Here is a 24,836-nt window from a genome sequence, read left to right on the forward strand (position 1 = left end):
TCCGCGAAGTCGGCCCTCAACATCCGGTCCGGCTACAGCCTCACCATCCACTGGTACCTGTACCACCACATCTAGCCGGGCCGGTGCGGGGCCGTTCGCGCCCCGGCCCTCGCGCGAGGCGAGCCATGACCAACCGGGAGAGGCGAAGCCATGACCACCCCGCACCACGCCACGGACTTCCTGCACGACCTGCGCCGGCGCAGCGCCACGGAAGGGGGTGTCTTCTGGGTGGACGACGGGCTGCTCGCTGTCTTCGAGCCGCACGCGGCACGCAAGGTGAGCGGTGCGAACTGGAGCGACCTCGTCATGCACGACCGGCTGACCGACCTGCTGCGCCGGCGCAGCAGCACACCGGTGCGCTGGACGCGGGTGCGCGGTGCGTGGCTCACCCAGTTGCACCGGCTGGCCACCGCCGAGCACAACGTCCGGATGCTGGAGCGGATGGAGCTCACCGTCGGCGAGGTGCTCGGCGAGGACGACGTCGACCTCGTCATGCTCGCGCAAGAGGTCGCGGTACGGTCGCTGCTGCCGCTCGCCCTGTCGGGGCTCACCGACCGCGAGGCCGCCGTCGTCCATGAGGACCTCCATCAGAAGCTGGTCCGCCTGATCGCCCTGGAACCGGTGCGCGGGCCGTGGGGGCGGCTGCTGTTCACCACGGTCCAGGTCCGGGCCGGCCTGGTGGTGCGGCGCGTGCTGCGGCAGCGCGCGTCGGGCCGCCGCCCCCGGGAGCTCGACCTCGCGGACCCGTTCGTGGACCTGCTCCCCGAACTCGGCATGGACCGCGCGCTCGACGTCGTCACCGCCGTCCTCACCGCGATCGGCGGTCCGCCGGGCGCGGCCGCCGCAAGCGTCCTGTACGAACTGGTGCGGCAGCCAGAGTGGACCGAGCGGCTCACCGAGGAACTGGCCGGGGCGGACCCGGAGCGGTTCTTCGCCTCCCCCACTCGGACGGCCCCGGTGACCCACCGGTTCGTCAAGGAGGTGCTGCGCATGTGGAGCCCGCCGCTGGTGCTGATGCGCCAGGCCCGCCAGGCCTTCGACCTCGGCCCCGCCACCCTGAAAGAGGGCCAGGGCTACCTGCTCAGCCCCCACCTGATCCACCGCGACGGCCGCAACTGGCAGCAACCCGACACCTTCGACCCCGACCGCTTCCTCCCGGACGCCCCGCACGGCCCGGCGGACAAGGCAAGCTACGTCCCCTTCGGCTGGGCCCCGAAGAACTGCGTCGGCGCGGACCTCGGCACGACCCAGCTCATGCTGCTCTGCTACCTGATGACCACTCGCTACCACCTGACCGTCCCCGACCCGGACGCCCTCACCGTCGCCTACCGCTTCGCCCCGGTCCCCCAGGCCTTCCGCGGCACGCTCGCCCAACGCTGACGTTCCGCCCGCTCAGGTTCCGGGAGGTGGAGGCGTCGGAGCCGGCAGGACTCCGGCGCCTGGTCCTTTCACGAAGCCCCTGGGCGGGCCGCTCAGCCCGAACACCGACTACCACGACTGGACATGGGTGGGTAGCCGGGCGGCGCCACGCGCATGCGGGCCCGGTACCGCCATGTGCCTGATCACTTGCTGCAACGAGGTGGCGCGGGAGATCGGAACGGCGATCTGGGGAGCGCCGGACGCACACCTGTGGACAAAGGCCAGGACAACGGGGCTGACGTACGTCGAAGGGCCCCACCGCGGACGGTGGGGCCCTTCGACGTATTGCCCGGTGAGAGCAATGGCGGAGGATACGAGATTCGAACTCGTGAGGGGTTGCCCCCAACACGCTTTCCAAGCGTGCGCCCTAGGCCACTAGGCGAATCCTCCGCGGCAAACAGTACAAGACGTGGGGGGGTGGTTGCGAACTCGTTCGGGGGGTGGGGGATCGGGTAGGGTGGCGGTAGCCCCTCACGTGGCGCTATCTCGCTGAACTCCCCCAGGGCCGGAAGGCAGCAAGGGTAGGTGGGCTCTGGCGGGTGCGTGGGGGGTCTTCGCATGCCTGGGGGCGGCCCCGGGAGGGCGGGGCGGGGCCGGATGTCGGTGGGCACGGATATCGTCGTAGGCGTGTCCCTTGCTCTGTACCGCCGCTATCGTCCCGAGTCCTTCGCCGAGGTCATCGGGCAGGAGCACGTCACCGACCCGTTGCAGCAGGCGCTGCGGAACAACCGGGTCAATCACGCGTACCTGTTCAGCGGGCCGCGCGGCTGCGGGAAGACGACGAGTGCGCGGATCCTGGCGCGGTGCCTGAACTGCGAGCAGGGGCCGACGCCGACGCCGTGCGGGGAGTGCCAGTCGTGCCGGGACCTGGCGCGGAACGGCCCGGGATCGATCGACGTGATCGAGATCGACGCGGCGTCGCACGGCGGTGTGGACGACGCGCGTGATCTGCGGGAGAAGGCGTTCTTCGGGCCCGCGGGCAGCCGGTACAAGATCTACATCATCGACGAGGCGCACATGGTCACCCCGGCGGGGTTCAACGCCCTGCTGAAGGTGGTCGAGGAGCCGCCGGAGCACCTGAAGTTCATCTTCGCGACCACCGAGCCGGAGAAGGTCATCGGCACGATCCGGTCGCGTACGCACCACTACCCGTTCCGGCTGGTGCCGCCGGGGACGCTGCGCAACTACCTGGCCGAGGTGTGCGAGCGCGAGGCGATCGCGGTGGAGGACGGGGTCTATCCGCTGGTCGTACGGTCCGGGGCGGGTTCGGTACGGGACTCGATGTCGGTCATGGACCAGTTGCTGGCCGGTGCGGGCGCGGACGGTGTGACGTACGCCATGGCCACCGCGCTGCTCGGGTACACGGACGCGGCGCTGCTCGACGATGTGGTGGACGGCTTCGCGGCGGGGGACGGGGCGGCGGTCTTCGAGATCGTCGACCGGGTGATCGAGGGCGGGCACGACCCGCGGCGCTTCGTCACCGACCTGCTGGAACGGCTACGGGACCTGGTGATCATCGCGGCCGTCCCCGACGCGGTGGACAAGGGCCTCATCGACGCGCCGCGTGACGTGGTGGAGCGGATGCGGGCCCAGGCGTCGGTGATGGGCGCGGCCGAGCTGAGCCGTAGCGCGGACCTGGTCAGCGTCGGGCTCACCGAGATGCGCGGGGCCACTTCGCCCCGGCTCCAACTGGAGCTGATCTGCGCCCGGGTGCTGCTGCCCGCGGCCTACGAGGACGAGCGCTCGCTCCAGGCCCGGCTGGAACGGCTCGAGCGGGGCGTCGCGGCGGGCGGGGGCTTCGGCCCCGGTCCCGGGCCGGCCGTTCCCGCGGCTGGTGGCCCAGGTGGCCCTGGTGGCGGCGTTCCTGCCGCCGCTGGGGGAGCCGCCGCCGCGCGGGCCGCACTCGGCGGTCGTACGGGGTCGGCCGAAGCGGCTCCTCCGGCCGCGCCCGCACCGGTCCAGGCCCCGGCACCGGTCCACACCCAGGCCGCCCAGGCCCCGGCCCCCGCCGCCGTACCCCCGGCGCCCGTGGAGCCCGAGGCACCCGCCCCGGCCGCCCAGACGGCGCCGCAGCAGGCAGCCGCACCCGCACCCGCCGCCCCGCGCCCCGGTGCCTGGCCCACCGCCGCCGCACCCGGAGCCGGCGCCCCGGCCCCCGTACAACCGCAGGCCCCCGCCCCCGTACAGGCACAGCCGCAGGCACAAGCGCAGGCACCCGCCCCCCAGCAGCCGCCCCCCGCGTCCGCGCCCCCCGCGTCCGTCGGCGACCCCTCCCGGGTGCGGCAGATGTGGCCGCAGATCCTGGAGGCGGTCAAGAACCGGCGGCGGCTGACCTGGATGCTGCTCTTCAACAACGCCCAGGTGGCGGGCTTCGACGGCGAGACGCTGCAGGTCGGGTTCGACAACCCGGGAGCGCGCAACAGCTTCGCGAACAGCGGCAGCGAGGACGTACTCAAGCAGGCCATCCACGACGCGCTCGGCGCGAACTGGCGGATCGAGGCGATCGTCGACCCGTCCGGCGGCGGCGGTGGCGGTGGCGGAAACACGGGCGGCGGGGGCTTCGGCCACGGCGGAGGCGGCGGCTCACCGCGCCCGCCCGCCCCGCACCAGCCCCACCAGGCGCAGTCCCAGGCGGCCCAGCCCCAGGCCCCCGGGCACGGCCAGGCCCAGCCGCCCGCCGCGCGGCCCCCGCAGGACCGCGGCACCGGCGCGCCCCGGCCCGACTTCGGCGCGGGTGGGCCGCCCCCGCCCCCGATGGACGACATGCCGCCGCCACCCGGCATCGAGGACGACATCCCGGAGGACGACGACCCCGATCTGGTCGACTCGGCCCTCAGCGGCCACGACCTCTTCGTCCGCGAGCTGGGCGCGACCGTGATCGAGGAGATCAGCCACGACTGACGGCGGCCCTGCCGTACGCCCTGGCCCCGAATCCACGTGCCCCCGGGACCACAGCCCGCCGCCGCACTCGAAGTGATGTTCGAAGCGCTGCCCTGCCCGTTTCCGGGTATGCGTCCTTCCGGCGCTCTGACCTGCCGCTCGGTGAGCCGGATGACCGGCCTCCGACCGGCGGGTGAACGTTCGCGAGGGCTCGCACGTACTCCATGAGGAGGGGTGATCCTCCGTACGGCGTAGGGCGCTGGGCCGTATGAGCACGTAGGCTCGGCGTGTCACGCAAAAGGTGGCACCAACAGGTGGCAACCGTCGTCGCAAGGCAGGAGCGAAACCGTGATCCCCGGTGGTCAGCCCAATATGCAGGCGCTGCTCCAGCAGGCCCAGAAGATGCAGCAGGACCTCGCCGCGGCCCAGCAGGAACTGGCCGAGACCGAGGTCGAGGGCACCGCGGGCGGCGGGCTGGTGACCGCGACGGTCACCGGTGCCGGAGAGCTGCGGGCGCTGGTGATCGACCCGAAGGCCGTCGACCCGGACGACACGGAGACGCTGGCCGATCTGGTCGTGGCCGCGGTCCACAACGCGAACGCGTCCGCGCAGGAGCTGCAGCAGGCCAAGCTCGGGCCGCTCGCCCAGGGGCTGGGCGGCATGCCCGGACTCCCCTTCTGAAGACGAAGACGAGCAGGACGAGCAGGACGAGCAGGACGAGAAGAAGGAAGGCGTCGGCGTGTACGAAGGCGTGGTTCAGGACCTGATCGACGAACTGGGCAGGCTGCCCGGCGTGGGTCCGAAGAGCGCGCAGCGGATCGCCTTCCACATCCTCCAGGCCGATCCGGCGGACGTACGGCGCCTCGCGCACGTGCTGTCGGAGGTCAAGGCGAAGGTCCGCTTCTGCGGGGTGTGCGGCAATGTCGCGCAGGACGACCAGTGCCGGGTCTGCCGCGACCCGCGCCGCGACCCGTCGGTGATCTGTGTGGTCGAGGAGCCCAAGGACGTGGTGGCGGTCGAGCGCACCCGCGAGTTCCGCGGGCGGTACCACGTACTGGGCGGCGCGATCAGCCCGATCGAGGGTGTAGGCCCTGATGACCTGCGGATACGGGAACTGTTGGCACGACTGGCCGACGGTACGGTCACCGAGCTGATCCTGGCGACCGACCCGAATCTGGAGGGCGAGGCGACGGCGACGTACCTGGCCCGGATGGTGAAGCCCATGGGGCTGCGCGTCACGCGACTGGCGAGCGGCCTGCCCGTGGGCGGTGACTTGGAGTACGCGGACGAGGTCACGCTCGGGCGGGCCTTCGAAGGAAGGCGGTTGCTGGATGTCTGACACCGTGGTGAAGCTGCCGGAGGACGGCCACGAGCCGGGTCAGGGCCCGGGTCAGGGAATGGGCCGGGTCCCGCAGGAGCCGGACGAGTTCGCCGTACAGATCGGCGACCAGATCGAGAGCTTCATCCTCTCGGTCCGCGAGGTCGCCAAGGGTGACGATCCGGACAGCGCAGTACCGTATCTGCTGCTCGAGGTCTCGCAGCTTCTGCTGGCCGGCGGCCGCCTGGGCGCGCACGAGGACATCGTGCCCGACGAGCGGTACGAGCCGGACGTCGGCCCCGAGCCCGACGAGGACGACCTGCGGCAGCGGCTGGCGGCCCTGCTGGAGCCGATCGACGTCTACTCCGAGGTCTTCGACCCCTATGTGCCCCGGTCGACGCCCGTGGCCTGCCGTATCTCCGACGACATGGCCGACGTGGTGGCCGATCTCACGCACGGCCTCGCGCACTTCCGCGCCGGGCGGGTCTCCGAGGCGTTGTGGTGGTGGCAGTTCTCGTACCTGTCCAACTGGGGACCGACCGCCAGCGCCAGCCTGCGCGCACTCCAGTCGCTCGTCGCCCACGTACGGCTGGACAGCCCGCTGGACGAGCTGGACGGCCTGGACACCGGGAACGACGCCGACGACGAGGAGGCGCTTGCCCAGGAGGCGGGCCGGGTCATGGAGGCCGAGCTGGGCACGCTGGGGATGCGCCCGGCGACGTGACGCGCCGCTGACGTGGAGGCCCGGCGCCGCCGCCCGCGAAGGGCCTCGCGCCCAGGAACATCTGATCACTTCCTGGGCGCCGCGTCTCACCATGCAATACACGCGGGGCGGATCCGGCCCGCTCGTTAAACTGGGGCGACGCATCAACCCCTGAGCGAGGAGCGCACGTGGGCCTTGTCGTGCAGAAGTACGGAGGCTCCTCCGTCGCTGATGCCGATGGCATCAAGCGCGTCGCCCGACGCATCGTGGACACCAAGATGGCAGGCCACCAGGTGGTCGTCGTCGTGTCCGCGATGGGCGATACGACGGACGAGCTGATCGATCTCGCCGAGCAGGTGTCGCCGATTCCGGCGGGCCGCGAGTTCGACATGCTGCTGACCGCGGGAGAGCGCATCTCCATGGCGCTGCTCGCGATGGCGATCAAAAACCTCGGCCACGAGGCGCAGTCCTTCACCGGCAGCCAGGCGGGCGTGATCACCGATTCGGTGCACAACAAGGCGCGGATCATCGATGTGACGCCCGGCCGGATCCGTACCGCCCTCGACGAGGGCAACATCGCGATCGTCGCCGGCTTCCAGGGCGTCTCGCAGGACAAGAAGGACATCACCACGCTCGGGCGGGGTGGGTCCGACACCACCGCGGTCGCGCTGGCGGCGGCACTGGCCGCCGAGGTCTGCGAGATCTACACCGACGTCGACGGGGTCTTCACCGCCGACCCGCGGGTGGTCAAGAAGGCCCGCAAGATGGACTGGATCGGCTTCGAGGACATGCTGGAGCTGGCCAGTTCCGGCTCGAAGGTGCTGCTGCACCGGTGTGTGGAGTACGCCCGCCGGTACAACATCCCGATCCACGTACGGTCCTCGTTCTCCGGCCTGCCGGGCACCTGGGTCAGCAACGAACCACCACAAGGAGACAGCCCGATGGAGCAGGCGATCATCTCCGGTGTCTCGCACGACACCTCCGAGGCCAAGATCACGGTCGTCGGCGTGCCGGACAAGCCCGGTGAGGCGGCGACGATCTTCCGGGCCATCGCCGACGCCGAGATCAACATCGACATGATCGTGCAGAACGTGTCGGCGGCCGCCACCGCGCTGACCGACATCTCCTTCACGCTGCCCAAGACCGAGGGCCAGAAGGCGATGGCCGCGCTGACCAAGGCGCAGGCCGTCATCGCCTTCGACTCGCTGCGTTACGACGACGAGATCGGCAAGATCTCGCTGGTCGGCGCCGGGATGAAGACCAACCCCGGGGTCACCGCGACCTTCTTCGAGGCGCTCTCCAACGCCGGGGTCAACATCGAGCTGATCTCGACCTCCGAGATCCGTATCTCGGTGGTCACCCGGGTCGACGACGTGAAGCCGGCCGTCCAGGCGGTGCACTCGGCCTTCGGGCTGGACAGCGACACCGACGAGGCGGTCGTGTACGGCGGTACGGGCCGATGAGCGGCAGGACGCTCGGCCGCGGCGCGGTGCTCACTTACGGCGGTACGGGCCGATGACGGCCGGGCCGCGTCCGTCGCTCGCCGTGGTGGGGGCGACGGGGGCGGTCGGCACGGTGATGCGGGAACTCCTCTCCACGCGCCAGGACGTGTGGGGGGAGATCCGGCTGATCGCGTCCGCGCGGTCGGCCGGGCGGCTGCTGCCGGTGCGCGGGGTGGAGACCGAGGTCGTCGCGCTGGACGAGGCGGCCTTCGACGGGATCGACGTGGCGCTCTTCGACGTGCCCGACGACGTGGCGGCGCACTGGGCGCCGATCGCGGCGGCCAAGGGCGTCGTCGTCATCGACAACTCCGGCGCCTTCCGGATGGACGACGAGGTGCCCCTGGTGGTGCCCGAGCTGAACGCGCACGCGGTACGGATGCGGCCGCGCGGCATCGTCGCCAACCCCAACTGCACGACGCTGTCGATGATCGTGGCGATGGGCGCTTTGCACGCCGAGTTCGGGCTCACCGAGCTGATCGTCGCCTCGTACCAGGCGGCCTCCGGTGCCGGTCAGGCCGGGATCGACGCGCTGCGCGAGCAGTTGGCGAAGGTTGCGGGTACGGAGGCCGGAACGCAAGCGGGCGATCTCCGCCGTGCGGTGGGCGATTTCGGGCCTTTCCCCGCTCCGCTGGCGCTGAACGTCGTGCCGTGGGCGGGCTCGCTGACCTCCGACGGCTGGTCATCGGAGGAGCTGAAAGTTCGCGACGAGTCACGGAAGATTCTCGGCCTTCCGCAACTGAGGGTGACGGCGACCTGTGTACGGGTTCCGGTGGTCACCGGCCACTCGCTGGCCGTCCACGCGCGCTTCGAGAACGAGGTGACGGTCGCCCACGCCCACGAGATCCTGAGCGCGGCGCCGGGCGTGGTGGTGGCCGACTCCCCTGGTGACGGGGAGTTCCCCACCCCCGCTGACGTGGTCGGCACCGATCCGACCTGGGTGGGACGGGTGCGGCGGTCGATGGACGATCCGTGCGCGCTGGAGCTGTTCGTGTGCGGTGACAATCTGCGCAAGGGAGCGGCCCTCAACGCCGCCCAGATCGCGGAGGTCGTCGCGGCGGAATTTGTTGCGCCCCGCACATGAATTTAGGTGCATTCCACATGTGAAGTGCGCGTGAAGTGACAAAGTTGCTGGTCTGGACCACTTGAACCCACGCGCCCAAACGTTGGACAATTTGCTCTCCCCGGCTGCAACCGACTCTCACCGGGGGGCGTCTTTGTGTCAGCGCACTGCCCTATGGTGCTGCACACCGAGCGTGATCCGGGGGAGGAAACGTCGGTGTAAATAGGGCGTTGAGGAAGAGCTGGTACGCATGCGGATATTTGACGCTCCGTCGAGCGGCGTGTCTTACGCGTACAACCCTGAGGGGGGGATGCGTGTCCTACAAACGTGGCGGAGGCACTGGGTATCGAGACGGCATTCGGGCGGGGCGGCAGTCTGGCGCCCCCGCGTCTCCCGCGCACGCGTGCCGCGGCCCCCGCTGGCTTCCCCGGGGGGATTCCGGTGATCGCGCCCTGGCCGGTCGTCCGGGTCAAGACCGCCGACAGCGAGGACGCTGACACGGCGATGGCAGTAGGCACCACGGTCGACCACCTCACCGAGACCTACCGCGCCCACTACCGCTCCCTGCTCGGCCTCGCCGCACTCCTGCTCGACGACACCGCCTCCTGCGAGGACGTCGTCCAGGAGGCGTTCATCCGGGTCCACTCGGCCCGCGGCCGGGTCCGTGACCCCGAGAAGACCCTCGCCTACCTGCGGCAGACCGTGGTGAACCTCTCCCGGTCCGCCCTGCGCCGCCGCATCATCGGCCTCAAGCTCCTCTCGAAGCCCATGCCCGACATGGCCAGCGCCGAAGAGGGCGCGTACGAGATCCTGGAGCGCGACCAGCTCAAGGCCGCCATGCGCGCACTGCAGCGCAGGCAGCGCGAGGTGCTGGTGCTGCGATACTTCGCCGACATGACGGAGGCGCAGGTCGCCGAGGCCCTCGGTATTTCCCTCGGCTCGGTGAAGGCATACGGTTCGCGAGGCATCGCGGCGCTGCGCGTCGCGATGGAGGCGACGGCATGATCACCCCCGACGACGCGCACGGTACGCACGGTATGGACGACGACCAGAACACCGCACCCGACCCCGCATCCGCGAAGGATGCCGCACCGGAGCCCGCGTCCCCGAAGGACGCCGCGACCGGTGCTTCGGCCGATGCTTCGGCCGATGCCGCTCCGGCGACCGCACCCGCGGGCCGGGAGGACGGCGGCCTGGGCCGGGACGAGGGCGACGCCGACGGCGACGGCCCGGGGTCCGGCCTCGGCGACGACCTCGACTGGCTGGGCGACAGCGCGGACGAGGCGGCGCTGCGCGCGATGCTGCGGGACGCCGTCCGGGACATCGAGGCGGCGCCCGACGCGCTCGACCACCTGCGGCGGGCCATCCCGGCGCGCAGGCAGCACCGGCGGCAGGCACTGGCCGGTGCCGCGGCGGCGCTGGTGCTCGCGGGCATGGCGGTGCCCGCACTGATCCGCGCCGCCGGAACCAGCGGCAGCGCCGACGCCTCGCCCGCGAACGTCGCCAGCTCCCACGCCCCCGCCCCCGGTGAGGACGGGCACACCGACACCTGGCCGGGCGACCCCTCCTACGCCCCGTCCAGCGGCCCCGGCGGCACCGGGGTGACCCCGCGGCCGCCGACCGGCAGCAACGTCTCCACCGAGCCCGCCACCCCGACGGGCACCACCTCCGTCATCGCCCCGGACTGCTCCAGCGCGCAGCTCGGCAAGGGCGCGAGCAAGGCGGACGCCCCCGACGCGGCCGGCCGGGTCTACGGCTGGTTCCGCGTCGCCAACGTCTCCACCACCCCCTGCACCATCGCCAGCGGCGGCCGGGTGCAGGCCCTCGCCCACGGCGCCGCCGACGCCAACCGGATCGTCGTCATGGGCCACACCCCCGGCGACCCCGCCTCCGGGCTGCCCGCCGCCTCGAACGCGCCCGTCGTGCTCGCCCCCGGCGCCGACTACGAGGTGCAGTTCGCCTGGGTCCCGGACAGCAACGGCCCCGGCGGGTGTCCCGCGCCCACCACGACACCGCCCACCGCGACGCCGACCGACACCGCGACCGCCACCGGCGGCGCCGACGCCCCGAGCGGCACCGACCCCGGCACGAACACCGGTGCCAACGCGCCCGCCTCCGGCGGCGACACCCCGGTGTCCGCGCCCCCGGCCAGCGTCGCCCTCAACCACACCCCGGCCGCCGGTGCCCCGGTGGTCGACGGCCCGGTCATCCAGAACGCCTGCGCGGGCACCGTCTACACCACCACGGCGCTGCCCGCCCCCGCGACCAGCACCACCACCGGCGCGGGCTCGTAGGGCGTGTCCTAGCGCGAGCGCGGCACCCCGGGCCCACGCCCGGGCATTGGACAGCCCGGTTGTACGGTCCCGCGGTGGCCCCCGTACCGTTGTGGCGTGTACCGGTTCCTGCTCACCCCCCGCTGGCTGGCGTTCAGCGTGCTCGCGCTGCTCTCCGTGCCGGTCTGCATCTTCATGGGGAGTTGGCAGCTCAGCCGGTTCGAGGTGCGTGTCGACCACCACAAGTCCACCGAGCGGGCCCAGGGGCAGGCCGCGACCGACGCGCCCGTCCCGCTGGCGAGCCTGCTGCCGGACTCGCGGGCGCAGGTCCCGGACGACGCCTCTGGGCGGGTCGTCCGCGCCACGGGCCACTACGACCCCGGCCACCAGTACCTGGTCCCCGACCGCACCCTCGACGGCCGTACCGGCTACTACGTCCTGACTCCTCTCCGTGTCGACGGTGGCTCTGCGCTCCCGGTGGTGCGCGGCTGGCTGCCGGGCAACGCGTCCGCCGCCCGGCCCGGGACCGTACCGGCCGCGCCGACCGGTGAGGTCACCGTGACCGGCGCCCTCCAGTTCCCGGAGTCGGCGGGCACCAACGGCGTGCCCTCCAGCGGCGCCCTGCCCTCCGGCCAGCTCGGCATGATCAGCGCGGCCTCACTGGTCAATGTGCTGCCCTACCCGGTCTACAGCGGCTGGGTGACCGCCGCCGACCCCGCCGCCCCGCTGAAGGCCGTGCCCCCGGCGGCGGCACCCAACAGCGGCCTCGACCTCAAGGCCTTCCAGAACCTCGGCTACACCGGCCAGTGGTTCGTCTTCGCGGGCTTCGCCGTCTTCATGTGGTTCCGGCTGGTCCGCCGCGAGGCCGAGTGGCGCGCCGACGCCGCACTCGGCCTCCTGGACGAAGGCGCCCCTGCCGGGGGCCCGGCGGACGCGACCGGGTCGTCCGGGGGCGCGCCCAACCCGGCGGACGCCGCCGCCCCGGAAGGCGCCTCCGAAGGCGCCCCGGGAGGCGCCTCCGAAGGCGCCCCGGGAGGCGCCTCCGAAGGCGCCCCGGAAGGCGCCCCCGAAGAGGCTGTCAGCGGCGCCGAGTCCGCCGCGTCGGCCTCGTCTGCCTGAGGCCGAGCCCGCCGGGCCGCTGAGCCAGCGGGGACCGGCGAGCCCGTCACGCCTGCCTGAGGCCGAGCCCCGCCGAGCCTGTTAAGCCAGCGGGGAAGACCGCCAAGCCCGACGCGCCCGCCGCGTCCGTCTGAGGCCGGACCCCGGCGAGCTCGACGCGCCCGCCGCGCCTGCCCCGGCCGCCGAGGCCGGGACTTACACGCCCACGTGTCGCAGGGCGAAGGCCAGTTCCAGGCGGACCTGTTTGATCCGCTCCTCCACGACGAGGGAGCCGTGGCCCGCGTCGTAGCGGTACACCTCGTGCGGCTTGTCCAGGGAGCGAAGGCGGTCCACGTAGTTGTCGATCTGGCGTATGGGGCAGCGGGGGTCGTTCATGCCGGCGCTGATGTAGACCGGCGCGGTGACCTGTTCCACATAGGTGAGCGGTGACGAGGCCCGGTAGCGGTCCGGGACCTCCTCGGGGGAGCCGCCGAAGAACGTGCGGTCCAGGGACTTCAGGGCCTCCATCTCGTCGGCGTACGCGGCCGCGTAGTCGGCGACCGGGACCGCCGCTATGCCGACCGTCCACGCCTGCGGCTGGGTGCCGAGGCCCAGCAGGGTCAGATAGCCGCCCCAGGAACCACCGGTCAGGACCAGGCGGGCCGGGTCGGCGAGCCCCGACTCCACCGCCCATTCGCGGACCGCCGCGATGTCCTCCAGCTCGATCAGGCCGACCCGGTGCTTGAGAGCGTCGGTCCACTCCCGGCCGTAACCGGTGGAGCCGCGGTAGTTGACCCGGACCACCGCGAAGCCGTGGTCGACCCAGGCGGCGGGCCCGGCGGTGAACGAGTCGGAGTCGTGCCAGGTGGGACCGCCGTGGATCTCGAAGACCGTCGGGAAGGAGCCCGCGCCCTCCGGCTTCTGGACCAGGGCGTGGATCCGCCCGGCCGGCCCGTCGACCCATATGTCCGTCACCGGTACCGATTCCGGGGCGCGCAGTCCGGGCGCCTCCAGCACCGTGGCACCCGTGGTGGACCGGACGGCGGGCGGGCGCTCGGCCGACGACCACAGATACTCCACCGTGCCGTCGGGCCGGGCGGTCGCGCCGCCCACCGAACCCGCGGGGGTGTCCAGCCTGGTCAGCTCGGAGGCGGCGAGGTCGTACCGGAAGATCTCGCTGCGCGCGTGGTAGTCGTGGACGACCAGCAGGGCGTCGCCGTCCGGGTACCACTCCGCGTGCACGTCGCCCGGCAGGTCGATCTCGAGCTGCGTCTCGACGCCGGTCGCCACGTCCCACACCATCGGCAGCCAGCGGTCGGCGCGCTGGTGGCCGACCAGCAGCCGGGTGTCGCCCGGGACGGGGGCGAACCCGAGGCAGTCCAGGCCCAGTTCGCGTGTGCCGCCCGCGGTGTCGTCCAGCTCGGCCGCCACCGAACCGTCCGCGATCCGCAGGACGCGCAGGGCGCTGTGCATGGCGTCGCCGTGCTCGGTGTGCTCGATGACGACGAGCGTGCCGTCCTCCGAGAGATCGCCGACGCCCGCGGACTCCTCGTGCCGGTAGATCTCGAAGGGGGCCTCGCCACCCGGGCGTATGACGTGCACCGAGGTGCCCTCGTCATCGGTGGACCGGCCGACGACGGCCAGACCGCCGGGGCCCAGCGCGAGACCCGCGGGGTAGGAGGGGTCGAGCCCGGGGGCGGCCGGGACGTCCTCGCCGCCGTCGAAGGGCTGGCGCATCCACACGCCGAACTCGTCCCCGTCGGTATCCGAGAACCACCACACCCACGCGCCGTCGCGGCTCAGCGTGCCGTCCGTCGTCCCGTTCGGCCGGTCGGTGACCTGCCGCCGGCCGCCGGTCGCGCGGTCCCACGCGTACAGCTCGTACGTCCCCGTCACGTTCGACACGAACAGGCTGCGGTCCGGTGCGTCCTCCGCCCACTCGGGCAGCCCCACCCGCGGCGCCCGAAAGCGCTTCTCCCACTCCGGCATGGACCCGGTCACGGATCCGGTGATCTCGTTCATGCCCCCATGATGCTCTGCCGGGACGACATTCGGGGAGCGGGTCCCACAGCCTGTGGATAACTTCTGGCCGCGCGCCCCGGCGACCGTCAGAAACGGGCTGACCTGGGATTCAGTCCTGCGACGGCTGCTCGGGCAGCGGCACCTGGGCCGATTCGCGGACCACCACGACCGGGCACGAGGCGTGAAGTGTGACCGTATGACTTACCGAGCCGAGCAGGGTCGCGCGGAAGGTGCCGTGGCCGCGCACTCCGACGACGATCAGCTCCGCGCCCTCGCCGCGGTCGAGAATGGCCTGCGCGGGGTTGCCCGCGACGACCACCCGGCTGACCGACACCGCCTGCGCGGGGGTGAGGGCGGCCGCGATGGCCTGCTCCAGCACCGCGCCCGCGCTCGACTGCAGGTCGTAGTCCTCGGGCATGCCGGCGGGCAGTCCGGCCCAGCCGTACGCGGCCGGCACCTCCCAGGCGATCACCGCGTCCAGCGAGCAGCCGGTGAGAGTGGCCTGGTGAGCGGCCCAGCACAGGGCCTTGAGCGAGGGTTCCGAGCCGTCGACGCCGACCACGATCCGGCCGCCGGTCGCGGAGGCGGGCTCCGGCGGTACTGGCGACGTCTCGGTCATGGCCGTCTCCTCGTGGTTCGCGGTGAGCTCCATGTCTGCACCGGCTGCCCGCCGGTCCGCACCGCAAACTCTAGGGACGTCCGGCAAATCGTGCATAACGGATGAGGACCGCGTTGAAGTGCCAGATCCACGCCTCCAGCTCCGCCGGATAGCGGGTGCTCACCCGGCCGGTGCTCACGCTGCCGTCCGGCAGCACCACGTCGACGCGCAGCACCGACAACCCCCGCTGGGACTCCCGTACGCACTCGGCGAAGACCACCCTGTCCCAGGACAGCTCGGTGGTCCTGCCGTTCTTGCCCAGGGAGATGCCGTCCGCGTCGGCGAGGACCGCGTTCTTGCCGTCCATCGCCAGGAACTCCGGCTCGTCGGACGGCGCCGCGTCCTGCGGGGCCGGGGGAGCGTCCGCCCCGGGCGGTGCCGGAGCCGGTGCGCTGACCGCGGGCGCGTACGCGGGCCGGGCGGGAACGGCGGGCGAGGGCGCTCCGTACGCCGGAGGGGTGAGCGGCGCGGACCGCACATGGGGAAGCGGCGGATACGGCGAGGCCGGATACGGGGAGGAGGGGGCGTACGGCGAGGGAGCGAGGCCGGGCGGCGGCGCGTACACCGCGGGCGCCTGGCCGCTCGAAACGGCGCCCGACCCCGCACCGGCCGCGCCACCCGCACCCGCGCCGCCGGACTCCGCACCCGCCGACGCGGCCTCGTTCTCGGCCCGCGCGCTGAACCAGTCCAGCAGTTCCTCGGTGCTCGGCCTGCGGGCCGGGTCCTTCTCCAGGCACGCGGCGACCATCGGCCGTACCGCGTCGGGTACGGCGGTGAGATCCGCCTCCTGGTGCACGGACCGATACATCAGGGCTACGGGGGTGCCGCCGCCGAAGGCGCTGCCGCCCGCCGCGGCGACCAGGACCGCGCCCAGGGCGAACACATCGGCGGCGCCGTCCACATCGCGCCCCTCGGCCTGCTCGGGGGCGAGGAACCCCGGGGTGCCGAAGGCCGTGCCGGTGGCGGTGAGCCGGGCGTCCTCGACGGCGCGTGCGATCCCGAAGTCCAGTACCCGGGGGCCGTCGTCGGCCATGATGATGTTGCCGGGTTTGAGATCGCGGTGCACCAGACCGCAGCCGTGGATCGCCATCAGCGCCTCGGCCAGCGCCGCCCCCAGGCCGCACAGCCGCGCCTCGCCCATCGGCCCCTCCTCGGTGAGGAGTTGGCCGAGCGTCGGCCCCGGCACATAGGCGGTGGCCAGCCACGGCTCGTCGGCGTCGGGGTCGGCGTCCACGACCGGCGCCGTGTGGAAGCCGCCGACGGTACGGGCCGCGGCGACCTCGGCGCGGAACCGCCCGCGGAAGTCGGGGTCCTCGGCCAGCCCCTGCCGCACCACCTTGACCGCCACCTGCCGCCCGCCGCGCGAACGGGCCAGGTACACCGTGCCCATCCCGCCCTCGCCGAGCTTGCGCACGATGGTGTAGCTGCCGATCCGTTCCACTCCCGCTCCCACTCCCGCCCGCCCCCGGTACGCCGTCCGACGAGGAGCTGTCCGGGTGACAAGAGCCGGACGGCGCCTCACTCCCCGAGGAGTTGAGGCGCCCAGTATGGCCGAGCGGTACGGGCTTCCGCGCCGCAGGTCAGGTGCTTCCCGCCGCTACCCGAGCAGCGAACGCACCGCCGCGCGCTCGACGTTCGTCATCGCGCGGACCACCTGCGGGGTGAGGAAGACGATCGCCAGGCCGAGGAGCGAGGCGCCGGCGATCTGGGCCGAGGAGGAGAGGTAGTACGCGTGGTGAACGCCGCCCGAGTGGTAGTCGTACAGGCGGTATCCGGGCCAGCCCACGTATCGGGGGAAGACCCACTTGTACGCCGGGTACAGCGCGAGCGTCCACCCGGTGACCAGCAGCGTCAACGAGACGCAGAACTCCGCGACCCGCCAGGGGAACATCACGATCTGGAAGAGCAGCGCCTTCCACCCGGCGGCGTCCCCCAGGCGCGTCACCATGGACGACCACCAGCCCGCGTGCTGCGAGCGCCGTACGGGTTCCGGCCCGGCGACGTCCAGGCCCAGCAGGCCGCGTGCACGGGCCCGTTCGGCCGCTCCCAGGCCGCGGGCCGCGGCGAGCGTCACCGCCAGGACGGGCAGGCCCAGCACGGTCACGGCGAGGCCCGCGCCGAGCGAGACCATGGTGACGGCGAAGGTGAACCCCGCGATGGCGACGGGGAGCGAGGTGAGGGTGTGGGCGATCTCGCGGAATCCCGCACCGGAGAAGGGCGCCCGCCAGAAGCCGGGGCGGTCGGGGGAGGCCGGGGACTTCCGGGCCGGGGAGGAGAGGGAGGCGGCGCTGGCGTACGGGAGGGTGCCGGGGGTGGTCATCTGGTGCCTCGGATTCTGAGCGGCGGGGACGTGTCCTGCTGACATCCACCACGATCCCGATTTCGCGCCGCTGACGGCATCCGGCAGCCAGGCGGGCCCGGGGTGGGGTTGTCCCCACCCCTTCACTGCGGTTGTGCCGTGATCACCCTTGCGCGTACGCCAGCCGCGCCTGCCGCCGCAGACCCGCGCGCATCCGCTCCTCGCCCAACTCCGGGAGGACCCCGGCCACATGCTCGGCCGAGAGGGCGGCCAGGAGCGCGTGCGCGGCGTGCTGGGGGTCGGGCGTGCCCGCGAGCAGGATCACCATGTGCTGGTGCCAGAAGCGGTAGGCCCCGATGCGGTATCGCGCACCAGGTGTCGCCGTTTCCGACATGCGCACGAGATCCAGGTGTTCCAGCAGGTAGTCGACGTAGGCGTCGACGAAGGCGGCGAGGCGTTCGTCGGCCGGTGCTCCCGGGCCGAGCGGGGGCGGCCCGTGCAGTACGCCCTCCTGGAGCAGCCTTTCCCGGGCGTCGAGCAACGCGACCGCGAGCCCCGACTTGTCGCCGAAGCGGCGGAAGAGCGTGCCCTTGCCGACGCCCGCCGCCGCGGCCACCTGGTCCATCGACACCGCCTCCACGCCGTGCTCGGCGAAGAGCCCCGCGGCAGCCTCCAGCACGGCGGCCCGGTTGCGCGCCGCGTCCGCCCGCTCCTTGGGCGGCGGCGTGCGCAGCAGCTCCAAGGAGACGGGTGTTGCCGAAGCGGACTGCGGTCCGGTACTGTCGTGAGTCATAAGCGGACTATAGTCCGAATCACTGCAGGAGGCACACTCATGACCGCACTCATCACCCGGACCGAACTGCGGGACGCGCTCGACGCGGGCTCCGTGACCGTGGTCGACGCCCTCGGCGGCGAGTACTGGGCCAAGCAGCACCTGCCCGGCGCCGTGGCGCTGGTGCGCGCCGACGTCGACACCCTGGCGCCGACGCTGCTGCCCGACCTCGACGCCGCGATCGTCACCTACTGCTCCAACCCGGCGTGCCCCAACAGCGGCCAGGTCGCCGACCGGCTCACCGCCCTCGGCTACACCAATGTCCGCAAGTACCGCGAGGGCATCGAGGACTGGACGGCGGCCGGTCTCCCGACCGAATCCGCGTGACGGCACCGTCACAACTGGTCGCCACTGGGCACAACTGTTTGGCCCGCTTGTCCCAGCACTTGTAATTCATAAGTGTTCCCCGCCGCGCGTTAGGGGCGAAACACAATTCGAAGCCTGGCGGCGGGGATCACTTTTGTGACCGCCATGACTCTGGCTCCTGCGCGGCATATCGTGGACGCGACCAGGGCGGCGTACAACGTCGATCTGGCCCCCGCGTGGCCGAGCCTGGTCGCGGGTGGTCCCACCATTCTCGCGGCCGACTTCGTGAACACCGGGCTGGGACTCAACGACCCCGCCTATCTGACCTACGTCACGAACCGCATCCAGACCGACTGGAACACGCTCGACACCACGGTGAGCTGACGAACTGAGGCAAGAACGCCAAGGCGCCCCCTACCGAGTTACCGCGGAGGAAATTCGGTGCGGGGCGCCTTGGGCGTCACCAGTCATCAGTTGCCGGTCATCAGTCGCCGGTCACCAGTCACGCCATTCATCGGTCAGTTCGTGTACGCCGACGCCTCTCCGTCCCGCGAGCGCGTATATGTCAATGCCCGCGTCGACGAGTGTCCGGTCGATGAACTCGCACAACTCCTCGCGCTCACCGGTCTCGTATCCGCCTCCGCCGTGTTCCTCGTTCACGGCGTTGAGTTGCAGGACCACGCGCTCTATCGCCGCGAATACCGCTTTGTCCGTGGCATCGGTGGCGCCGGCGCCGTCGGTGGAATCCCCGGGTTGCGGAGCGGGCAGCGCACGGACGTCCGCCTCGAACGAATCCAGCACCGTGTCCGTTGCCTGAAGCAGGGACTCCGGGAACAGGCGTGTCATGTACGCGTATTCCGGTTCCAGGGTCCCGGCCGCGAGCGCCTGTGCTTCCCTTGCGACGCCGTCGCGCCAGCGCTGGGAGGGTCGTGTCGTCATGCCCGGACACTAACTCCGGGCACTGACAATCGCCGCGCTTTCACCGGTTCTCCGTTCGACCTCTGTACGGCCCCCGTACGGCTTCGCGTTCAGCTGGTGCGGTTGAGGACGACCGCGCTGTGCGAGAGCGAGGCCACCTTGAAGGTGACGCCGCCGAACTCCAGCGTGTCGCCGACAGCCGCGTCCTTATAAGAAGCGACGGGAATCGCCGCGCAGTTGGCGCCGATCACCGCCGTGCCGCTGCCCGAGTCCACGGAGTAGAGCGCCACGGACAGACCTGTGGGGAGCATCTGGCGGCCGCTGTTGTTGGCCAGCGACCAGGTCGCGCCCTTGGCGGGGAAGCCGTTGGCGGCGGCGGTGCGGACGGCGGCGTTCGTGGTGAAGCACAGGCCGCTGTCGGCGGCGCCGCCGACAGCCTTCATCTTGGCGGGCGCGGCGGCCAGCGCGGTACGGGCCTTGGCGTCCTTCGGCTCCAGGACGACGCGGTAGGAGCAGATCTGGCTGACCGTGTAGCTGTGCCCGGAGACCGTCAACTGGCCCCCCGTCACGACCTTCTGGCTGGTCTGGCCGTCCTGGTAGCCCGCCCCGTCGCGCAGTGTCGCCGTACGGGTGGTGCCGTCGGCGGTGGCCGCCGTGTACTGCACACCGCCGCCGCCGGGCAGTTGGAAGCCGCCGCCGCGCAGCACGTGCACGCCGCCGTCGGCCGGGACGCTGCCGACGCACGCCGGACCCTTGTCGTGGGCCTCGGCGACGGAGGTGGTGGGCTGCCCTCCGCCGTTCTGGCCGCCGCTGTTCTGCCCGCCGTCGCTGTCGGAGGACCCGGACGAGGACGAACCGCACCCGGCCAGCGCCAGGGCGGCCACGACGCCTGTGACGGCCGTGAGCGCGGTGACGTATCCCGGTCGGGCCGTACGGTCCGTGCCGCTCCGACGCTCCGCCCTCTGCTCGCCCTTACGCATCGGCCGACCCCTCACCCTTGGTGCCGTCCTCACCCGGAGCCGCACCCTGGGGCGCGCGTTCCAGCACGATCCGGGTGCGGTAGTCCACCGCGGCCACCCGCCACGCGTCTCCGGTGATCTCCACGACGTCACCAGGCGTCAGATCGTCGTACTGGGCGATCGTCTCGCCCCCGCGGGTCACCAGGATGTTGCCGTGCACCTCGGGCTGCGCGTAGATGCTGGCCACGACTCCGTACGACTGTCCTTCGTGTTCCACCTGGTAGGGGATGTGGTAACGCACCGCCCAGCGGCCGTCGTCGCCTTCGAAGGGGTACTTCACGTGGTGCACGTGGTCGTTCATCGTCTCTCTCGTCACGGGACGTCGTACTCCTCAGGGCTCTGGAAGTACTTGTTGAACTGGTCCTGGGTGACGGTGATCGGCGGGTAGTTGGACACGCCCCAGGGGTTGCCAAGGATGATCTTGCCGTCGGGAGTGAAACCGCGCACGTAATAGGCGTGGTTGCTGTGGTACGTGCCGCCCCACTCGGCCGGGTGGTTCTTGTCGAGGCCCTCGTCGTCCGGTGTGGAGACGGTGACGGCCTTGCCCGAGTCGAACGCCGCCTTCATGGACGAGAAGCGCTTGTCCTCCGACGTGCCCAGGCCCAGGAAACCGCTGCTCCTGGTGAGGTCGGAACCGTCGTGGCCGGTCAGGAAGGGTGCGGACTTCTTCGGGTCGTCGCCTTCTATGCCGCCGTAGCCGCTCTGGCCGTTCTCGTCCTTGTAGGTGAGCGCGAACGCCTTCTCGTAGTACGCGGACCAGGTGTCGCCGTTGCCGTACGTGCTGAGCGGATTGCCGTTGGTGTCGGTCGGCAGATCCGGGGTCATGGTGACCCACTGGTAGTTGCCGCTCTTGTCCCAGACCCGCACGCTGATCGTGCCGTTCGGATTCTGCTTGATGCCGTCCTTGATGAACTGCGGGTCCTTCTGGGCGACGGCGGCCAGCGACGAGACGAACCAGCAGTCGCCGAACTGGCGCTGGTTGATGTCGTCCGCCGACACGTCGCCGTTGAACAGCGGGTCGGTCGGCACCTGCCAGTGGATACCGGAGTTGTTCTGGCCGTTCTGGCTGTTGCCGCCGTTCTTGTACGCCTCGGAGTTGGTGAAGATCGGCTGGACGCCCGGGAAGGCGTTGGTGAACTTGGACATGTTGTCCGCGCCGATCTTCGACAGCAGGTTGCCGAGGACCGCGCGGCGATCGTTCTCCGGGATGCCGTTCGAGTCGAACGGGTTCAGCCACGAGTCGTCCGTGTTGTTGAGCAGGGCGTTGTAGCGCGACAGATCGGCGGGGTCGGCCTTGGTGAACAGCGCGTCCAGTTCCGCCGACGTCAGGCCGCTCAGCTCCGCGTTGACCTTCTCCAGGTCGTCGCGGTTGCCGTTCGTGCCGAAGTCCTCGCCGTTGAGGGCCTTGAGGTCCTTCAGCGCGTCGTCGACCTTCTTGCCGTCCGGGGCCTTCTCGTCCAGGAACACCACGCTCTGGTCGACGGGGTAGCCCAGATCGGCGAACTTCTGCAGCGACTCCAACTGCGTGATGCGGCGCTTCATCGACGACTGCATGTCGCCGAGTTCGCCCGCCAGCGAGCCGGGGAGCCGCATCCGGCCGAAGAACGGGATCGGGACCACGTCGCCGACGAGGTTCTGCAGGTCCGGGTCGCGGGACGCGCTCTGCCCGGGCGGCAGGTTCTGCTGCGCCGTGGTCAGTACGGTCGCCAGGCGCGAGTGCAGGCCGCCCGAGTGCTGCGCGAGGCCGTCGAGTTCGTCGGCGAGACCCTTGAGCTTGACCGGGTCGAATCCCTTGAAGCCCATCAGTGGCCACCCGCCGCCGTCTTGGCCGCCTTGTCCTTGGCCTTCGCCGCCTTGGAGTCGCTCTCCAGCCGGCTCGCCTCGTTCTCCCAGCGGTTCGCGTCGGCCATCAGCGCCGTCGCCATCCTGCCCAGCGTGCCGCGGCGCTGCTGCAGCGTGTTCGTGCACTGGTCGGCGAACGGCCCGAGCCATATCGCGTCACTGCCGCCGCCCGGCGCGTCGCCGAACCCCACGGACATGTCCGCCGCCCGCGGCGCCGCCTTGCTCACCGCGTCGTCCAGGTACGGCCCCAGACTCCGGGCTACCGCCCGCGCCTCCGTGGCACACGCCCGCAGCTTCGCTGCCTTCTGGTCCATCTCCGCGGCATCATCCGCAGCTCCCACGCCTTGCCCCCGTATTGCGTCAGCGCGCTCCGCGCGCCGGATCGCCGCCGACCGCTCAGGCCACCGGCAACCATTGCCAAGAACTTGCCGTTCCGTATCCGAGCCAAAACTATAGCCAGGCCCGCGCTCTGGGGCAGCGGAGACGGGTGCGGGTCACGTGAAGGTCGCCTGCGGCGGGCTTGCGGGAACGGCGGCGGGCGCCGACCGCGGCGCGGCGGGTCGTGGGGGCGCCCGCGCGGCAGGGGACGCCTGCGGCGGGCTTGCGGGGACGGTGGGGGCGCGCCGACCGCGGCGCGGCGGGGCGCGGGACCGCCCGCGCGGCGGGGGCGCCTGCGGCGGGTTTGTCGGCGCGCGGGGGCGGGCGTCGGGAGGGCGTCTGGGGTCGCGGGAGGGACCGCCTGGCTCCGCGTGGTGGTGCGTTGTGTGGTGGTCGCCTGCGGCGGGCTTGCGGGAACGGGGTGTGGGGCGCCGACTGCGGCACGGTGGGTTGCGGGGTCGCCCGCGCGGCGGGCTTGCAGGGCGCTGCGGGGCGCCGGTGGCTATCGGAAGGCGCCGACTGCGGCGCGGTGGGTTGCGGGGGCGTCCGCGTGGCGGGGTGGTTGTGTGGAGGTCGCCTGGGTGGGGGGATGTTGGTTTCGTGGGGGGAAATGGGTGGAAGGTAGGGTTTTGGGATGGGTGATGTGGGTGGGTGGGGCGTGGGTGGCGCGGCTGTTGTCACGGGGGAAGAGGTGGGGTCGTTTGCGCGGAGTGTGTTGGGGGAGCGGCATCCGGCGTTGATTGGGCGGGTGGAGGGGGCGTTTCCGTATCCGCCGGAGGTGAGGCGGGCGCTGGAGGGGCTGCGGGAGGAGGTGGTGGAGGGGGTCATTCGGCCGCTGGACGGGTGGGAGGAGTACGTCGGGGGGTCGTGGTTCGCGGTGCCGTTTCTTTGGGCGGAGAGCTTCTTCTATCGGCGGCTGCTGGAGGCGGTGGGGTACTTCGGGGAAGGGGCCTGGCGGGGGATCGATCCGTTCGGGCCTTTCAAGCGGGCGGAGTTGCGCGGGGAGGTCGTGGCGGAGGAGCTGGCGGCGCTCGACGAGGTGGGCGAGATGGCGCCCCACGCGCGGGACCGGGCGCTGCTCGACGGGGCGCTGTGGGGGAACAGGGCCGATCTGGGGTTCCGGATCTCCACGGAGGTGTCAACGGAGGCGTCAGGGGGCGCCGGAGAGCCGGGCGAGGCGCGGCTGCTCGTCGACGAGAGCGACGCCTTCTGGCGGCACCTGGAGAAGGGCGCGAAGCCCGCGGCCGTCCACCTCCTGGCGGACAACGCGGGACGCGAGCTGATCCCGGACCTGGTCCTGCTCGACCACCTCCTGACCACCGGCCGCGCCGCGACGGCCGTGCTGCACGTCAAGCCGTACCCGTACTTCGTGTCGGACGCGACGACCGCGGACGTCGTCGACTGCCTGCGCCGTATCGGCGAAGCCCCCGGCCGGGCGGCCCGTATCGGCGCCCGGCTGTGGGACGCGCTGGCCACCGGTCAACTGACAGTCCGCGCCCACCCCTTCGGGTGCGCCCCGCTGCCGTACGCGGAGATGCCGGACGACCTGCGTGTCGAACTCGGCACGGCGACCGTCACGATCGTCAAGGGCGACCTCAACTACCGCCGCCTGGTGGGTGACCGGCACTGGCCGGCCACCACGCCCTTCGCCGACCTCACCGCCCACTTCCCCGGCCCCCTGCTCGCCCTGCGCACCCTCAAGTGCGATGTGGCGGTGGGCCTGGAGCCGTCGGCCGTGGCGGCGCTCGACGCGAGCGGGGCGGACTGGCGGACCAGCGGCACGCACGCGGTGGTGCAGTTCCGGCCGTGACGGTGGGGCGGGGTAGGTTCGGAGCAACTCACAGGGAGGGGTGGAACCAGTGTCGGAGCGACTGCGGCGCAATCAGGCCGTGATTGACGAGTTCCGGGCCACCGGAGGGATGGTGGGCGGGGACTTCGCCGGAGTTTCTCTGCTGCTGCTCACGACCACGGGGGCACGTAGCGGGGAGCGGCGGACGATGCCGTTGACGTATGTGAAGGACGGGGCGCGGTTGGTGGTGTTCGCCGCGAACGGCGGGCGGGAGCCGCACCCGGGCTGGTATCACAACCTGCTGGCCGATCCGTCGGCGACGGTCGAGGTCGGGGGCGAGTCGTTCGAGGTCACGGCGGAGGTGACCGAGGGAGCCGAGCGGGAGCGGATCTGGGCCCAACAGGTGGCCCGGGCACCGTACTTCGCCAGTTTCCAGGAGCGGTCGGGCCGCGTCGTCCCGGTCGTCGCGCTGACCCGTAAGGACGGCTGACCCCTACAGACGCGAAGGGGCCGCTGCCCG

At 71.8% G+C, this 24,836-nt stretch carries 24 protein-coding genes, 1 tRNA gene, 1 other RNA gene and 1 pseudogene; 16 read left to right on the forward strand and 11 right to left on the reverse strand.

Going from position 1 to position 24,836, the window contains the following annotated elements; translation table 11 throughout:
* Window positions 1-150: 150 nt before the first annotated feature.
* Both AB0M29_RS15460 and AB0M29_RS15465 read left to right on the forward strand, forming a co-directional pair.
* Entirely contained in the window at window positions 151-1,380 is a 1,230-nt protein-coding gene (locus tag AB0M29_RS15460) for a cytochrome P450 (protein WP_365382774.1), read from the forward strand.
* 67 nt (window positions 1,381-1,447) lie between these two features.
* A pseudogene (locus tag AB0M29_RS15465) lies at window positions 1,448-1,653 on the forward strand (site-specific integrase); the annotation flags it as partial.
* Window positions 1,654-1,721: 68 nt separating this feature from the next.
* On the opposite strand, the gene AB0M29_RS15470 reads toward AB0M29_RS15465, so the two are convergent.
* Window positions 1,722-1,809: transfer RNA gene (locus tag AB0M29_RS15470), tRNA-Ser, on the reverse strand.
* A 72-nt stretch (window positions 1,810-1,881) separates the two neighbouring features.
* On the opposite strand from AB0M29_RS15470, the gene ffs reads away from it, so the two are divergent.
* The 10 genes from ffs to AB0M29_RS15520 all read left to right on the forward strand — a co-directional run bounded on the left by ffs (window position 1,882) and on the right by AB0M29_RS15520 (window position 12,274).
* An RNA gene (ffs, locus tag AB0M29_RS15475) (signal recognition particle sRNA small type) lies at window positions 1,882-1,978 on the forward strand.
* Between the two features lie 38 nt (window positions 1,979-2,016).
* Window positions 2,017-4,320: a DNA polymerase III subunit gamma and tau gene (locus AB0M29_RS15480; RefSeq protein ID WP_365382775.1), complete on the forward strand. Its 2,304-nt coding sequence runs from the start codon at window positions 2,017-2,019 to the stop codon at window positions 4,318-4,320.
* Between the two features lie 327 nt (window positions 4,321-4,647).
* Complete coding sequence (locus AB0M29_RS15485) at window positions 4,648-4,980, forward strand: YbaB/EbfC family nucleoid-associated protein (protein ID WP_365382776.1); 333 nt, start codon at window positions 4,648-4,650, stop codon at window positions 4,978-4,980.
* Window positions 4,981-5,038: 58 nt separating this feature from the next.
* Window positions 5,039-5,638, forward strand: a complete 600-nt coding sequence (gene recR / locus AB0M29_RS15490) for a recombination mediator RecR (protein ID WP_365382777.1) — start codon at window positions 5,039-5,041, stop codon at window positions 5,636-5,638.
* A 58-nt stretch (window positions 5,639-5,696) separates the two neighbouring features.
* Window positions 5,697-6,341, forward strand: a complete 645-nt coding sequence (locus AB0M29_RS15495; protein ID WP_365382865.1) for a DUF5063 domain-containing protein — start codon at window positions 5,697-5,699, stop codon at window positions 6,339-6,341.
* Window positions 6,342-6,508: 167 nt separating this feature from the next.
* Complete coding sequence (locus AB0M29_RS15500) at window positions 6,509-7,783, forward strand: aspartate kinase (protein WP_365382778.1); 1,275 nt, start codon at window positions 6,509-6,511, stop codon at window positions 7,781-7,783.
* A gap of 52 nt (window positions 7,784-7,835) precedes the next feature.
* A complete protein-coding gene (locus AB0M29_RS15505) occupies window positions 7,836-8,903 on the forward strand; it encodes an aspartate-semialdehyde dehydrogenase (RefSeq protein ID WP_365382779.1) in 1,068 nt (355 codons plus the stop codon).
* Between the two features lie 420 nt (window positions 8,904-9,323).
* On the forward strand, window positions 9,324-9,887 hold the full coding sequence (locus AB0M29_RS15510) for a SigE family RNA polymerase sigma factor (RefSeq protein ID WP_365382780.1): 564 nt from the start codon (window positions 9,324-9,326) through the stop codon (window positions 9,885-9,887).
* Window positions 9,884-11,176 (forward strand): hypothetical protein, encoded by a 1,293-nt coding sequence (locus AB0M29_RS15515; RefSeq protein WP_365382781.1) that lies wholly within the window; start codon window positions 9,884-9,886, stop codon window positions 11,174-11,176. Before AB0M29_RS15510 ends, AB0M29_RS15515 begins: the two co-directional genes overlap by 4 nt.
* A 96-nt stretch (window positions 11,177-11,272) precedes the next feature.
* The gene (locus AB0M29_RS15520) at window positions 11,273-12,274 is read left to right on the forward strand and encodes an SURF1 family protein (RefSeq protein WP_365382782.1); all 1,002 of its coding nucleotides are present in this window, start codon (window positions 11,273-11,275) and stop codon (window positions 12,272-12,274) included.
* 195 nt (window positions 12,275-12,469) lie between these two features.
* On the opposite strand, the gene AB0M29_RS15525 is transcribed toward AB0M29_RS15520, so the two are convergent.
* From AB0M29_RS15525 to AB0M29_RS15545, 5 genes are all read right to left on the reverse strand, one after another.
* A complete protein-coding gene (locus AB0M29_RS15525) occupies window positions 12,470-14,275 on the reverse strand; it encodes a prolyl oligopeptidase family serine peptidase (protein WP_365382783.1) in 1,806 nt (601 codons plus the stop codon).
* A 109-nt stretch (window positions 14,276-14,384) separates the two neighbouring features.
* Window positions 14,385-14,894 carry a universal stress protein gene (locus AB0M29_RS15530; RefSeq protein WP_365382784.1) on the reverse strand — a complete coding sequence of 170 codons (510 nt, stop codon included), beginning with the start codon at window positions 14,892-14,894 and terminating at the stop codon, window positions 14,385-14,387.
* Window positions 14,895-14,964: 70 nt separating this feature from the next.
* Window positions 14,965-16,374 carry a serine/threonine-protein kinase gene (locus AB0M29_RS15535; protein WP_365382785.1) on the reverse strand — a complete coding sequence of 470 codons (1,410 nt, stop codon included), beginning with the start codon at window positions 16,372-16,374 and terminating at the stop codon, window positions 14,965-14,967.
* Window positions 16,375-16,530: 156 nt separating this feature from the next.
* Complete coding sequence (locus AB0M29_RS15540) at window positions 16,531-17,253, reverse strand: sensor domain-containing protein (protein ID WP_365382786.1); 723 nt, start codon at window positions 17,251-17,253, stop codon at window positions 16,531-16,533.
* Between the two features lie 142 nt (window positions 17,254-17,395).
* Entirely contained in the window at window positions 17,396-18,025 is a 630-nt protein-coding gene (locus tag AB0M29_RS15545; RefSeq protein WP_365382787.1) for a helix-turn-helix domain-containing protein, read from the reverse strand.
* Window positions 18,026-18,064: 39 nt separating this feature from the next.
* Between AB0M29_RS15545 and AB0M29_RS15550 the strand changes: the two genes are divergently transcribed.
* Window positions 18,065-18,391, forward strand: a complete 327-nt coding sequence (locus AB0M29_RS15550) for a rhodanese-like domain-containing protein (protein WP_365382788.1) — start codon at window positions 18,065-18,067, stop codon at window positions 18,389-18,391.
* A 144-nt stretch (window positions 18,392-18,535) separates the two neighbouring features.
* On the forward strand, window positions 18,536-18,754 hold the full coding sequence (locus tag AB0M29_RS15555; protein WP_365382789.1) for a hypothetical protein: 219 nt from the start codon (window positions 18,536-18,538) through the stop codon (window positions 18,752-18,754).
* Between the two features lie 111 nt (window positions 18,755-18,865).
* Here AB0M29_RS15555 and AB0M29_RS15560 read toward each other — a convergent pair whose 3' ends face one another.
* From AB0M29_RS15560 to AB0M29_RS15580, 5 genes are all read right to left on the reverse strand, one after another.
* A complete protein-coding gene (locus tag AB0M29_RS15560) occupies window positions 18,866-19,309 on the reverse strand; it encodes a hypothetical protein (protein WP_365382790.1) in 444 nt (147 codons plus the stop codon).
* An 89-nt stretch (window positions 19,310-19,398) separates the two neighbouring features.
* The gene (locus AB0M29_RS15565; RefSeq protein WP_365382791.1) at window positions 19,399-20,268 is read right to left on the reverse strand and encodes a hypothetical protein; all 870 of its coding nucleotides are present in this window, start codon (window positions 20,266-20,268) and stop codon (window positions 19,399-19,401) included.
* The gene (locus AB0M29_RS15570; RefSeq protein ID WP_365382792.1) at window positions 20,261-20,623 is read right to left on the reverse strand and encodes a hypothetical protein; all 363 of its coding nucleotides are present in this window, start codon (window positions 20,621-20,623) and stop codon (window positions 20,261-20,263) included. Before AB0M29_RS15570 ends, AB0M29_RS15565 begins: the two co-directional genes overlap by 8 nt.
* Window positions 20,620-22,110 carry a C2 family cysteine protease gene (locus tag AB0M29_RS15575; RefSeq protein WP_365382793.1) on the reverse strand — a complete coding sequence of 497 codons (1,491 nt, stop codon included), beginning with the start codon at window positions 22,108-22,110 and terminating at the stop codon, window positions 20,620-20,622. Before AB0M29_RS15575 ends, AB0M29_RS15570 begins: the two co-directional genes overlap by 4 nt.
* Window positions 22,110-22,463: a hypothetical protein gene (locus tag AB0M29_RS15580; protein WP_365382794.1), complete on the reverse strand. Its 354-nt coding sequence runs from the start codon at window positions 22,461-22,463 to the stop codon at window positions 22,110-22,112. The genes AB0M29_RS15575 and AB0M29_RS15580 overlap by 1 nt, the downstream gene beginning before the upstream one ends.
* Before the next feature lie 842 nt (window positions 22,464-23,305).
* Between AB0M29_RS15580 and AB0M29_RS15585 the strand changes: the two genes are divergently transcribed.
* Window positions 23,306-24,337 (forward strand): damage-control phosphatase ARMT1 family protein, encoded by a 1,032-nt coding sequence (locus AB0M29_RS15585; RefSeq protein WP_365382795.1) that lies wholly within the window; start codon window positions 23,306-23,308, stop codon window positions 24,335-24,337.
* 79 nt (window positions 24,338-24,416) lie between these two features.
* A complete protein-coding gene (locus AB0M29_RS15590; RefSeq protein ID WP_365382796.1) occupies window positions 24,417-24,806 on the forward strand; it encodes a nitroreductase family deazaflavin-dependent oxidoreductase in 390 nt (129 codons plus the stop codon).
* Window positions 24,807-24,836: the final 30 nt, after the last annotated feature.

It is taken from the genome of Streptomyces sp. NPDC051976, from assembly GCF_040680795.1.
GTDB lineage: Bacteria > Actinomycetota > Actinomycetes > Streptomycetales > Streptomycetaceae > Actinacidiphila.

What these genes read in the sequence shown, in the direction of transcription:
- AB0M29_RS15460 (WP_365382774.1), top strand. Translation starts at nt 151, where the DNA reads ATGACCACCCCGCACCACGCCACGGACTTCCTGCACGACCTGCGCCGG.
- AB0M29_RS15480 (WP_365382775.1), top strand. Translation starts at nt 2,017, where the DNA reads ATGTCGGTGGGCACGGATATCGTCGTAGGCGTGTCCCTTGCTCTGTAC.
- AB0M29_RS15495 (WP_365382865.1), top strand. Translation starts at nt 5,697, where the DNA reads ATGGGCCGGGTCCCGCAGGAGCCGGACGAGTTCGCCGTACAGATCGGC.
- AB0M29_RS15505 (WP_365382779.1), top strand. Translation starts at nt 7,836, where the DNA reads ATGACGGCCGGGCCGCGTCCGTCGCTCGCCGTGGTGGGGGCGACGGGG.
- AB0M29_RS15515 (WP_365382781.1), top strand. Translation starts at nt 9,884, where the DNA reads ATGATCACCCCCGACGACGCGCACGGTACGCACGGTATGGACGACGAC.
- AB0M29_RS15525 (WP_365382783.1), bottom strand. Translation starts at nt 14,275, where the DNA reads ATGAACGAGATCACCGGATCCGTGACCGGGTCCATGCCGGAGTGGGAG.
- AB0M29_RS15530 (WP_365382784.1), bottom strand. Translation starts at nt 14,894, where the DNA reads ATGACCGAGACGTCGCCAGTACCGCCGGAGCCCGCCTCCGCGACCGGC.
- AB0M29_RS15540 (WP_365382786.1), bottom strand. Translation starts at nt 17,253, where the DNA reads ATGACCACCCCCGGCACCCTCCCGTACGCCAGCGCCGCCTCCCTCTCC.
- AB0M29_RS15545 (WP_365382787.1), bottom strand. Translation starts at nt 18,025, where the DNA reads ATGACTCACGACAGTACCGGACCGCAGTCCGCTTCGGCAACACCCGTC.
- AB0M29_RS15550 (WP_365382788.1), top strand. Translation starts at nt 18,065, where the DNA reads ATGACCGCACTCATCACCCGGACCGAACTGCGGGACGCGCTCGACGCG.
- AB0M29_RS15555 (WP_365382789.1), top strand. Translation starts at nt 18,536, where the DNA reads ATGACTCTGGCTCCTGCGCGGCATATCGTGGACGCGACCAGGGCGGCG.
- AB0M29_RS15560 (WP_365382790.1), bottom strand. Translation starts at nt 19,309, where the DNA reads ATGACGACACGACCCTCCCAGCGCTGGCGCGACGGCGTCGCAAGGGAA.
- AB0M29_RS15565 (WP_365382791.1), bottom strand. Translation starts at nt 20,268, where the DNA reads ATGCGTAAGGGCGAGCAGAGGGCGGAGCGTCGGAGCGGCACGGACCGT.
- AB0M29_RS15575 (WP_365382793.1), bottom strand. Translation starts at nt 22,110, where the DNA reads ATGGGCTTCAAGGGATTCGACCCGGTCAAGCTCAAGGGTCTCGCCGAC.
- AB0M29_RS15580 (WP_365382794.1), bottom strand. Translation starts at nt 22,463, where the DNA reads ATGGACCAGAAGGCAGCGAAGCTGCGGGCGTGTGCCACGGAGGCGCGG.